The sequence below is a fragment of the Microcystis sp. M179S2 genome, from assembly GCF_020245805.1.
In the GTDB taxonomy this organism is placed as follows: Bacteria; Cyanobacteriota; Cyanobacteriia; order Cyanobacteriales; family Microcystaceae; genus Microcystis; species Microcystis aeruginosa.
Map to the genome: position 1 here is coordinate 1 of NZ_JADBUE010000023.1, position 12,159 is coordinate 12,159.

9 protein-coding genes are annotated in these 12,159 nt (G+C 44.3%); 6 read left to right on the top strand and 3 right to left on the bottom strand.

All coding sequences use genetic code 11. The features are described 5' to 3' along the window. Positions 1 to 150 precede the first annotated feature (150 nt). Both opcA and IM500_RS01315 read left to right on the top strand, forming a co-directional pair. Positions 151 to 1,506, top strand: a complete 1,356-nt coding sequence (gene opcA / locus IM500_RS01310) for a glucose-6-phosphate dehydrogenase assembly protein OpcA (RefSeq protein WP_287737468.1) — start codon at positions 151 to 153, stop codon at positions 1,504 to 1,506. Positions 1,507 to 1,663: 157 nt separating this feature from the next. Beyond that, positions 1,664 to 2,248, top strand: coding sequence for a Uma2 family endonuclease (locus IM500_RS01315; protein ID WP_130756682.1), 585 nt, complete (start codon positions 1,664 to 1,666; stop codon positions 2,246 to 2,248). 132 nt (positions 2,249 to 2,380) lie between these two features. On the opposite strand, the gene IM500_RS01320 is transcribed toward IM500_RS01315, so the two are convergent. Beyond that, positions 2,381 to 3,589 carry a phosphoglycerate kinase gene (locus tag IM500_RS01320; protein ID WP_190719789.1) on the bottom strand — a complete coding sequence of 403 codons (1,209 nt, stop codon included), beginning with the start codon at positions 3,587 to 3,589 and terminating at the stop codon, positions 2,381 to 2,383. A 163-nt stretch (positions 3,590 to 3,752) separates the two neighbouring features. Between IM500_RS01320 and IM500_RS01325 the strand changes: the two genes are divergently transcribed. The 3 genes from IM500_RS01325 to IM500_RS01335 all read left to right on the top strand — a co-directional run bounded on the left by IM500_RS01325 (position 3,753) and on the right by IM500_RS01335 (position 5,175). Continuing rightward, positions 3,753 to 4,163 carry a universal stress protein gene (locus IM500_RS01325; RefSeq protein WP_190719792.1) on the top strand — a complete coding sequence of 137 codons (411 nt, stop codon included), beginning with the start codon at positions 3,753 to 3,755 and terminating at the stop codon, positions 4,161 to 4,163. Between the two features lie 355 nt (positions 4,164 to 4,518). Beyond that, a complete protein-coding gene (locus tag IM500_RS01330; RefSeq protein ID WP_004162779.1) occupies positions 4,519 to 5,001 on the top strand; it encodes a photosystem I reaction center protein subunit XI in 483 nt (160 codons plus the stop codon). Between the two features lie 57 nt (positions 5,002 to 5,058). Then, positions 5,059 to 5,175 (top strand): photosystem I reaction center subunit VIII, encoded by a 117-nt coding sequence (locus IM500_RS01335; RefSeq protein WP_004162778.1) that lies wholly within the window; start codon positions 5,059 to 5,061, stop codon positions 5,173 to 5,175. 182 nt (positions 5,176 to 5,357) lie between these two features. Here the strand turns inward: IM500_RS01335 and IM500_RS01340 are convergent, their stop codons facing one another. Then, the gene (locus IM500_RS01340) at positions 5,358 to 7,553 is read right to left on the bottom strand and encodes a hybrid sensor histidine kinase/response regulator (RefSeq protein WP_190719795.1); all 2,196 of its coding nucleotides are present in this window, start codon (positions 7,551 to 7,553) and stop codon (positions 5,358 to 5,360) included. A 405-nt stretch (positions 7,554 to 7,958) separates the two neighbouring features. On the opposite strand from IM500_RS01340, the gene cobN reads away from it, so the two are divergent. Continuing rightward, positions 7,959 to 11,600, top strand: coding sequence for a cobaltochelatase subunit CobN (gene cobN / locus IM500_RS01345; protein WP_190719798.1), 3,642 nt, complete (start codon positions 7,959 to 7,961; stop codon positions 11,598 to 11,600). Between the two features lie 205 nt (positions 11,601 to 11,805). Here cobN and IM500_RS01350 read toward each other — a convergent pair. Continuing rightward, a partial coding sequence (locus IM500_RS01350; RefSeq protein ID WP_287737471.1) for a transposase occupies positions 11,806 to 12,159 on the bottom strand: 354 nt, incomplete at its 5' end.

Below are 12,159 nucleotides of genomic sequence, written 5' to 3' on the forward strand. Positions count from 1 at the left end.
GAAATTAAATATAAGATGAACGTAGGTTGGGTTGAAGCATGAAACCCAACGCCCGCATGGGTTACGCTACCGCTAACCCATCCTACAAATAATTGTGCCTCCCTACTTAACTGGTAACTGATAACTGATAACTGATAACTGATAACTGACATGACCACCCAAAGCCCCCCCATTGTCTCCCTGCAAGCACCGAAAGATGTTTCCATCGATGTGATCGAGCAGGAACTGCGCGATATCTGGCAATCCTATAATGATAATCAGGATGGTATGGCCGCCACCCGGGCCACCACCTTTAGCTTTATTGTCTATGAACCCGATGCGGTACAGGAATTGTTAACCCTTCTCGGCTATTACACCGGCCCGATTGATGGTATTGCCGGTCCGCGGACCCACGCCGCTATCAAGGTCGCCCAGAAGGACTTAGGACTAGAAGTAACCGGGCTTTCTAGCGATGAATTTGTCGCCCGGTTAAGGGCTGTCTGGGAAGCAGAAAAAAACGCCGAGGACGGGGCTAATCGTCGTCAATACGCCGCCGATTTGGATGCGATTGGGGTGGCAGATGCGATCGCTGCTTCCAATCCCTGTCGCATTATTACCCTCTGTCCCACCGCCGAGGCCGATGAAGGGGTAAAAGCCTCTGTTTCTGCCTATTGTCCCGTTAACAAACGTAGTCAGAACACTTTAGTTTGCTGTGAATACGTTACTTTAAGCGGTACGGCGGAAGCTTTGGAACGAATTGGCGGCATTATTTCCGAGTTAACTATTCCCAGTTTGCCCAAATTTCTCTGGTGGAAAGCCAGTCCCGATGGCGAATATGGACTATTTAAACGTCTGGCCGGTCAATGTGATACGATTATCGTCGATTCCAGCACTTTTCGGGAACCGGAAACGGAACTGCTGCAAGTGGGGGATTTATTAGCAACAGATGTACCATTAGCTGACCTGAACTGGAGTCGTCTCGCCCCTTGGCAAGAACTAACCGCCGAGGCTTTTGATCCGCCGGAGCGCCGGGATGCTATTCTGGAAGTCGATCGCATCACTATTGATTACGAAAAGGGCAATCCTTGCCAAGCTTTTATGTTCCTCGGTTGGATGGCCAGCCGGTTACAATGGCGACCGGTGGGATATAGTCACCGGTCGGGAGATTACGCTATTCATCGGATTAGCTTCCTCGGTCAAGACCAGCGTTTAATTGAGGCGGAATTAGCCGGTATTCCCGTGGCCGATTGGGGTGAGATACAAGGAGATCTGATTAGTATTAAACTCAGTTCTACTAATCTTCAGGCCGATTGTTGTACGGTAATTTGTTCGGGAACTACCGGCTGTATGCGGATGGAAGCTTCGGGAGGGGCCCAATCTTGCCGCATTGAACAAGTGTCCCATCTGGAAGACCAAAAAACAGAAACTCTTCTAGGTAAACAGTTACAGCGTTGGGGCCAAGATGTGCTTTATCAAGAAAGCATGAAAGTCACCGGCGCTATCCTCAAATTATCCCAACCGGATTGACAAATTAGCAACAATAATCCCACCCACTTTGGAGAGACCTTGTTAACAAGGTCTCTCGATATTTATACGGCAGTCAGCACCTGATTAAAACCGATAATTTTAGCTTTTCGGAAAACAGGTTATCATAAAAACAGAGCTTTGCTTTCAAGGGGGCAATATGGTCGCAACCACTGAGAAACGCTACACAGTCGCAGAATACTTTCAACTAGAGGAAACTGCCACCGACAGACACGAGTATCGAGATGGAGAAATTATTATTATGACTGGGGGAACTCCTAACCATAATCGCATTGCGGGAAATTTTTATAGAAGATTTCCCTTAACTATCCAGAATCAAGCCTATGATATATTTATCACCGATCTACGCTTGGCAATACCCGCCTATAATGTGTACACCTATCCAGATCTTATGATCGTTAAGGGAGAACCAATTCTTGAAAGAGGACGCACCGATACGATTACCAATCCACAGGTGATTATCGAGGTTTTATCAAAATCTACTCAAGACTATAATCGGGGTGATAAGTTTAAATTTTATCGCTCTCTTGATAGTTTTGAAGAATATATTTTAATCGATCAATATGGTTATTATATAGAACAATTTCATAAAAGAGGCGATCATTGGGCATTCCGGGATTATCACGATCAAGAAGCGATTTTAACTTTGTTTTCTCTAGATTTTCAAATATCCCTGACAGATTTATATCAGCGGGTGGATTTTACCGCAATTGAAGTATCCTAATGACTCAACTATTTTTGCCGCAAAAGTATTTGTATGATTAACTCCCAATCCAACTTTAAAAACCCACTCCCTAATTCATAAAAAAAGGTGGGGCAACACCCACCTTGTTTAAACCTTAGATATTAGCGATAATTAGGCTTCATCGAGGGCGGCAATACCGGGTAAAACTTTACCTTCGAGTAATTCCAAACTAGCGCCACCACCAGTGGAAATATGGCTCATTTTTTCCGCCACTCCCACTTTTTCCACCGCCGCTACCGAGTCACCACCACCGATAATAGTAGTTGTACCCGTAGCGGTTAAATCGGCTAAAGTGTGAGCGATCGCATCTGTACCCGCCGCAAATTTATCGAACTCGAACACCCCCATCGGGCCATTCCAGAGGACAGATTTACAGTTAGATAAAGCTTCTTGGAAAACTTTAACTGATTCAGGTCCAATATCCAATCCCATCCAACCATCGGGAATATTTTCGACCTTGACGATTTGGGACTCGGCATCTTTATCGAATTTATCCGCTAACACCACATCGGTAGGAAGGAGGAATTCCACCCCTTTTTCTTTAGCTTTCGCTTCCAGGGATTTAGCTAATTCCAGTTTGTCTTCTTCCACCAAAGACTTACCAACACTTAAACCGCGGGCCTTGTAGAAAGTAAAGATCATACCGCCACCGATGAGCAGTTTATCGCACTTTTCTAATAGAGTTTCGATCACGCCAATTTTACTAGAAACCTTAGAACCGCCGATAATCGCCGCTAGGGGACGTTGGGGAGTTTCAATAGCTGCTTGTAGGTAGTTTAATTCTTTTTCAATCAAATAACCCGCCACCGAGGGGCTGAGATAGTGGGTAACGCCTTCCGTGGAAGCGTGGGCGCGGTGGGCGGTACCAAAAGCATCATTAACGTATAAATCGGCATTAGCAGCTAATTTTTTGGCAAAATCGGGATCATTTGCCTCCTCTTCACCGTGGAAACGCAGATTTTCTAAAAGGGCCACTTGACCGTTAGACATTTGACTAATCGCTGCCGTCACTCCCTCACCAATACAATCGGGACACATGACTACTTCTTGACCCAGTAATTCTGAGAGACGTTTAGCCACAGGAGTCAGACGCAAATTTTCTTTAACTTGACCGTCGGGACGACCCATATGGCTGCATAAAATAACCTTAGCCCCTTTTTTGATTAAATCCTCAATGGTTGGTAGTGCCGCCCGAATGCGGGTATCATCGCTGATTGCCCCGGTGGCTTTGTCCATGGGAACGTTAAAATCGACCCGGACTAAGACCCGTTTGCCCGCTAAATCAGCCTCTGTTAAATTCGCTACTGTTTTTTTTGGCACAGCCCATAACCTCCTAGATTGCTTACCGTACAATAAAGATTAAATCAGGGTATCGCTACTTGCGGCAATTACTTTGACAAAGATTATTTCAGATTTGGGGATCAGTGTTGCAGTTCCAAGACCGATTTGCCCAGAAAAATTTGATTGGAGAGACTTGCTAATTATGTTTGAGACGATTTTATTTCCCATCGACCACAGCCGCGAAAGTCGTGACGCGACCAGTAGTGTAATCGAATTGGTCAAAATCTTTGACAGTCGTTTGGTGCTGTTGTCGGTGGTGGAAACGACACCCGCCGGAGAAATTGCCCCCGACGATAAGATGAGTTCGATCGAAGCGGTGGATAGATTGTTACAATCGGCGCAAGCGATTTTCGCTCAAGCTGGCATCAAGGCCGAAATGATTGAAAGGGAGGGAATACCCTCTTTTGTCATCTGTGATGTGGCCGATGAAGTTAATGCCGACCTGATCGTTATGGGTTGTCGCGGTTTAGGATTAACCAGCGAAGGTGTGTCCGAAAGCGTCACCACCAAAGTTATTAACCTTGCCCCCTGTCCAGTGTTGATTATCCCTTAAGCAGTTATCAGTGAGCAGTTATCAGTGAGCAGTTATCATACTAAATCCAGTTATTAAAGACTGATTATCTATTCCTCCTTTTGCCTCTTGCCTCTTGCCTATCCTGATATGTAGCCTATACTCAACGGATTTAGTATCAGATGTGAGTTTTCAGTTCACTGATTACTGTTTACTGAAACAAAGCTCCCCACTCCCTTCCCCTGAGAGAAATGTAACGAATTGTGAGAATTTCAGCCGTCAACCCTTGAAAACTCGATCGATGGGGTTGCTTGAAGTAATTCTTAGGCCTAAAGTGTAATCTTAAAGTTTTATGATCAATTTTCCTGTTGATCGGAAAAAGGAGAACTCAAACACAATGGCTGAAACTGGATACAAACAGGTGGTGACACCCTACAATGATGATCCGTTCATTGGTCATCTAGCTACCCCCATTTCCGCTTCTGGTTTTACCAAAGCTTTTATTGGTAACTTACCTGCCTATCGTCCCGGTCTAGCTCCGATTCTGCGCGGTCTAGAAGTGGGTATGGCCCACGGTTATTTCCTCGGTGGTCCCTGGGTTGTCCTGGGCCCCCTGAGAGACTCCGAATATGCCAATATCGGCGGCTTAATCCCCGCTTTAGCCATGGTTCTTTTGGCTACGGGTTGTTTAGCTAGTTATGGTCTTGTCTCTTTCCAAGGTAAGGCCGCTAGTGGTGATCCGCTGAAATCGGCGGAGGGTTGGAGTCAATTCGCTGCCGGTTTCTTTATTGGCGGTATGGGTGGTGCTTTTGTGGCCTATTTCCTCCTAGAAAATCTTGGTGTCGTTGATGGCATCATGCGCGGGGTTTTTAATCAATAATTAACCCTTTTTCTACCTGATTATCATTTCCTTATTTTTTTCCTAGGAGCGTTTGACATGACTGGTGACTACGCAGCTTCTTATCTGCCTTGGATTTTAATCCCGATCGTCTGTTGGTTAATGCCAGCCGTGGTTATGGGTTTGTTATTTATCTATATCGAGAGTGAATCCTAATTTAGCTCTAGGATTCCTACAATTAAGAGCTTGAAAATTAGCTATTTGATAGTTAGTTTTCAAGCTCTATTTTCTGAGGAAAAAAGAAAAAATTGACCAGATGAAAATGGGTAAAACCCCACACCCCACACCCTACACCCCACACCCCACACCCACAAAAAACTTTTTGCCGCAAACCCTACTTATAAAGCGGTTAGATAGCGGATTTTTTCCAACAATAGGGAGGGTTGAATCGGTTTGAGGAGATAGTCGTCAATGCCATGACGACCAAGAAAATTAACGCTGATTTCAGGGGTATCATTCAAGATTAGCACTTTACTGGCTTGAGTTTGGCTAGATTTTTTTAAAAGATGACAGAGATGATATATATCTGGCATTTTTCGATCGACAATTATAATACCTGGCTGCACGATCTCAATTTTTTTGATAGCGGAGACACTATCGATTAACCAAATAACCTGATAATGTGCCACCATCAATAACTCACAAATAAGATTGGCAATTTCTTCGTCACTTTCAATTAAAACTACAGTGGGATGCTGGTGATTAAAATGGGGATTATGATCTGAGGGTTGGGGTTTGGGGGGCTTTTGTTGAGGTAAACGGACGGTAAAGATGGAACCTTTATCTAAGCAAGATTCTACCTCGATCGTGCCGCAATGCAGTTCCACTAATTGTTTAGTTAAAGCCAATCCTAATCCCATACCACCATAACGACGTTTACGAGAGCCATCCAATTGGGTAAATTTTTCAAACAGAAGCGGTATTTTTTGAGCAGGAATGCCGATGCCCGTGTCTTCTACCTGAAAAATGACCTGACTGCCTTCTTTCCACAGTCTCAGCGTGACAGCACCCTGTTCGGGGGTAAATTTCAGGGCATTTTTTAACAAGTACAAAAGTATCTGCTGAACTCGATCGTAATCGGCGTAAAAATAATGCTCTTTTTCGGCAATTTTCATCTCTAAAATTAGATTAATTTCTTTAATTTCTGCCTCCGTTTTGATAATTTCTAAAACATGATTACAGAGGTATTTTAGCGAAAATTGTTTAATATCTAAAACGGCTTTTCCTGCCGAAACTTGCGAGAAATTAAGCAAGTCATTAATTAATTCTAATAGTTTATTGCCGTTATCCTGAATCACTTGTAGATAGTGTTTTTGTTTGTCGGGAGGTAAAAAATTATTAGCTGCCGAGCATTTTTGCAGGGTACTGGACAAACCGATAATACAAGTTAGGGGAGTTAATAACTCATGACTCATATTATTTAAAAATTCACTTTTGCAGAGGTTAGCGGCTTCTGCGGCCATTAAAGTATCTTGTAATTCTTGGGTTCTTTCTATTACCCGGCGTTCAAAAATATCTTTTTGTTCCTGTACTTGAGAATATAATTGCGCTTGATAGATAGCGATGGCGAGATGTTCACCAATCTGACCTAAAAATTTCTTTTCTTGCGGCAACCATTGGCGTTTTTCTTGACATTGATGGGCAATTAATAAACCCCACAATTCTTCTTGTACCACAATCGGGGCGATTAATTTTGATTGCACTTGGTGTTGTCGCAAAAATTCCGACAAACAGAAGGAAGAAGAATAGTTAACATCCACATCATCCACAGCCAGAATTAATCCTTGACGGTACTTTTCTTTGTATTGGGGAATATAGGAAAAACAATCGTCTTCGGGGGTTAAATTTAACACCGAATTTATCTGGTCAGAAATGCGCGACTCGGAAGTTATTTTTCCCTTTACCTCACCGGTACTGGGAAAAAATTGATAAATTAACAATCGGTCCACTTGCAGAAAATCCCGCACTTCCCTGACTACGGTTTCCAGAATCACCGGTAACTCCAGACTCTGACGCATTTGGGTGATGACTTGGTTTAATAATCTTTCCTGTTGGATTTGTTGGGATAGGGCAGCTTCTACCGGTTGACAAACGGAGAAGATGCGGGAACAATCTCTATCAGCAGACGGAGAAGAAATTATCGAGAGAATTTTGACTAAAATTTGATTTTGAAAACTGCTGACATTATTGGATAGAGGCAGATTTAAAATTTGATAACCCTGCTGAATTTTTGGGTGGTGGAGAGACTTGACGGAAAGTCCTTGCAGAAAATTTTTAATCGTGTTCGCTTCAAAACTAATGCGGACTTCGTACTCAAAGTTATGTGCTTGGGGACTGGCTAACAATAAAGCTTGTAGGTCAGTGGAAAGCAAGAGTTGATAGATTTCTCCTGTCTGTGGGGGAAGATCTCTTTCACTTAGACTAATCCTCGGCGCTGTCACCTGTATTGCCAACTGTCCCCACCAAGAACGAATTTGTTCGAGGTGAGTAGATGACAACACTTGACAGCAAACATAAGCGGGAGCAGCATTCATTTATCAGTTATCAGTTATCAGTTATCAGTTATCAGTTATCAGTTATCAGTTATCAGAAGGCAGGAGGCAGGAGGTGATAGGGTGATAGGGTGATAGGGTGATAGGGTGATAGGGTTTTGGGGTTTTGGGGTTTTAGTTGAAATTCCCCCACTTCCCCCACTTCCCCCACTTCCCCCACTTCCCCACTTCCCACTTCCCAAACCCCAGTTATCAGTAAGGGGACTGGGGTTTGGTTTTTAGTGAAGTTTTCTTAATCCCTATCCCCTACTATTCCCTAATCCCTATTGCCTGTTCTTTAAATTGCCGCAGACAGATATAATCATCTCTATCTACCTAAGAATGATCCCTCGATCGAGACCCTGATTCTCAAAACCTAATCATTATTTAACCTGACTCTCAAAACTTATGCACCGAATTGCTCCCCAAGCGGGTGGTTGGACAGCAGATACCGAAGGGGTGATTATTATTGACCAAAATCCGGCCCCGATTGTTCTCCTCACCATGGCTGATACCGATATTCAAACTCTAGCGGCAGCTATCGACCATCTACCCGATAATTTTCCCGCAATTCGCGCCCTGAATTTATCCCAGTTACAGCAGCAATACAGTATCGATAACTATGGGGACAAGGTACTATCCCAAGCAAGGGTGATTATTCTTCGCTTATTGGGGGGACGGGGGAGTTGGTCCTACGGGTTGGAAGTAGTTAAGGAAATTGTCGAGGAAACCGGTGCGACTTTATTTGTCCTCCCGGGAGAGGATAAACCGGATTTAGAGTTGATGAGTCATTCCACTGCTTCCCTAACTACTGTTAATCAGTTATGGTGCTATTTCACGGAAGCAGGGATAGATAACTGGATTAATGCTGCTAAATTTATCGCGCATACCTGTCTCCATCTCGACTATCTTCCCTCTCCTCCTCAGGTTGTCCCTCGGTTGGGAATCTATTCCCAGATAACCCTATCCCAACCCCAAGCACGGACTTGGATACTTTTCTATCGTTCCCATTATCTCGCGGGTAATACCAAAGCTATCGATGCTTTAATCAGCGCTTTCACCCAAAGAAACATGGAAACTGTCCCCATCTTTCTCTCCTCTCTGCGGGAAATTGAAGTGCAAGAGGAACTATTAACCCTCTTTTCCCACCATCCCCCAGACTTAATTCTCGACACCACTAGCTTCTCTATCCAGCGACCGGAAGACAAACAAAATCATCACTTCTGGCAGTCTCTCAATAAACCAATCTTCCAAGTTATCCTCAGCAGCAGCAGTTTAGAAGCTTATCAACAGGGTTATCAAGGTCTTTCCCCCCGGGATGTGGCCATGAATATCGCTTTACCGGAAATGGATGGCAAAATTATCACCCGCGCTATTTCCTTTAAATCTGTCCTCACCCGACATCCCAAACTAGAAACGGAAATAGTTATCTATCAACCCCTCCCCCACCGGGTTGATTTTGTCGCTGATTTAACCGCAAACTATTGTCAACTCTCCTCCCTTCCCAACTCCCAGAAAAAAATTGCTCTCATTTTCCCCAACTATCCCAATAAGGATGGTCGTATCGCTAACGGAGTCGGTTTAGATACTCCCGCTAGTGGTCTGGCAATTCTTCGCGCATTACAAACCCAAGGTTATACCCTCACCGACCTACCCGACCATAGCGATGACTTAATGCGATTGCTGATTTCCGGTATCACTAATGACCTGGAGACAAGGGAATTAAAACCTATCTATCAATCTCTCTCCCTAGAAGCATATCTAGATTATTTCTCCTCCCTTCCCCCCGATAATCAAAGCGCTCTGCTTGACCGTTGGGGACATCCAGACAGGGATTTCCCTATCCCCGGCATCCAGTTAGGTAATGTCTTTATCGGTATTCAACCTTCTCGCGGTTACGACCTTGACCCGACTCTTAATTATCATTCCCCCGACCTGGAACCTACCCACAGCTATCTCGCTTTTTACCATTGGTTACGACAGGAATTCCAAGTCACTGCTGTGATTAATCTCGGTAAACACGGCAATTTAGAATGGCTACCCGGGAAGAGTCTCGCTCTTTCTCCCCATTGTTATCCCGAAATTGCTTTCTCGTCGCTGCCGAATTTTTATCCGTTTATTGTCAATGACCCCGGAGAAGGTTCCAGCGCTAAAAGACGTTCCCAAGCTGTTATCATCGACCATCTCACCCCCCCAATGACGCGAGCGGAATTGTATGGGGATTGGGAAAAGTTAGAGTCCCTCATCGATGAATATTATCAAGCAGAATCTCTCGATCCTTCTCGTTTAGCTCTGATTCGCGAGCGGATTAACGATCTGATGGCGAAAACTAATCTCGATCGAGAGCTAGGCACGATCTCGCGTAGCGAGCGCGTTGCGACCAGCGCTTCCTTTAGTCAATTTCTCACCCTCGTGGATGGTTATCTCTGTGAACTCAAGGAAGCACAAATCCGCGACGGTTTACATATCTTCGGTCAATGTCCCCAGGGTCAGCAGTTAATTGATTTAATCCAATCGATCGCTCGTTCTCCTAGTCCCGACCGCCCCGGTTTAACCCGTTCGATCGCCCTTGACCTCCATCTCGACTGCGACCCCCTGACGGAATATAACGATACTACTACCTATCTGGAAAGTCTCGCTCAGGATTTAATTAGCCAGAAAATTGAACCTCTAGGCGAAAATACGGCAAAAGAATTGGTTTGGCTAGAAAATCAGTTAATTCCTGCTTTAAAACAAACCCCGGATGAACTTACCTATCTCTTAAAAGGTCTCGCTGGCCAATACGTCCCCAGTGGCGCTTCCGGCGCTCCCACCCGCGGCCGTCCCGATGTTCTCCCCACCGGCAGAAATTTCTATTCTGTCGATACCCGCGCAATCCCCACAGAAACCGCATGGGAAGTGGGAAGAAAGGCCGCAGAGGCACTAATTGAACGTTATACCCAAGAAAATGGCGAATATCCCCGCACTTTGGCGATTTCTATCTGGGGAACTTCGACGATGAGAAATAGTGGCGAAGATGTGGCCGAAGCCATGGCTTTACTGGGAATTCGTCCCCTTTGGGATGGTTTTTTCCGTCGGGTGGTCGGGTTTGAAATCCTTACCCCGTCTAGCTTAGGCCGTCCTCGCATTGATGTGACCGTTCGGGTATCGGGCTTTTTTAGGGACAGTTTCCCCAGCATACTACATCTTCTTAATTCTTGCATAAATGCGGTAGCTTGTCAAGAGGAAGAGGAAAAAATTAATCCTTTAGCGGCGAAAGTGAAGACAGAGAGGGAGTTTTGGCTAAGTCAGGGCTTAGGAGAAAAAGAGGCGAAACTGAGAGCTACTGCCAGAATCTTTGGCTGCAAACCGGGTGCTTATGGGGCCGGTTTACAGGGGTTAATCGAGTCACAAAACTGGCAAAATGATCAAGACTTAGCTAATGCTTATATTAACTGGAGTTGTTATGCCTATGATAGTCAAGGAACTGCCCATTCTTTACCAGAAGTATTGAGAAATAGACTGCAAGAATTAGAGATAGTGCTGCACAATCAGGACAATCGAGAACACGATATTTTTGACTCCGATGACTACTATCAATTTCAAGGCGGCTTAACTGCCAGTGTCCGAGCTTTAACCGGCAAAAATCCCGTCACCTATTTTGGTGATCATTCCCGTCCAGAAAATCCCCGCATCAGAACCCTAGAGGAAGAAATTCGTCGCGTTTACCGTTCGCGAGTGGTTAACCCCAAATGGATAGCGGGAGTGATGCGACACGGCTATAAAGGCGCTTTCGAGATGGCTGCGACCGTAGATTATATTTTTGCCTACTCTGCCACTACTCATCTGGTGGAGGATTTTATCTATCAGGGAGTAGCCGAAGCTTATTTATTTGACCACAAGGTACAACAATTTATTCAGGAGAAAAACCCCTGGGCATTGCGAGATATGGCCGAAAGATTATTAGAAGCTCAACAACGGGGATTATGGACTCAGGTGGACCAGAAAACTTTAGATCGATTGAGGGCAATTGTCCATGAGGCCGAAGGAGCGATCGAATCGGGTCAGTAATTGATAACTGGTCTAGAATCAGGGAGCATCTCACTTACGCGATCGCAAACCCTATCTAAACCCTCAAGCCAAATCGTGGCTTCTTTTTCTTGATATTTTTCCGATTCTTGCTCATCGCCAGCATCATTTTTATCTGGAGATATCCGAGATATCCGATAAGCATGATGCGCCTGATCATTAAAGACTAAAATGTTATACCAATTCTCTAAATACCAACTACAGATAGAGCATCCAGGATATAACCTCGTCCAACAATTGAAGCAATTACCTCTTTGTTCATTTCTTTGAGTCGTTGACCAATTAACAAACGTAATTCCTCTAAGTCTCTAGGTAGCTTCCATCTCAATCCTTTTTTTAGATATTGCCAAATCTGTTCAATTGGATTAGATTCTGGGCAATGTGGTGGCTGAAACATGAGAATAATGTTGTCAGGTATTTTCCGGTTTTTTGCCTTATGAAACCTGCCATTATCTAACTGTATTATCAAAATACTATCGGCAAAATATTCAGAAACTAATTCTAAAAATATTTGAAAACATTGACTGTTTAAATGAGTGAA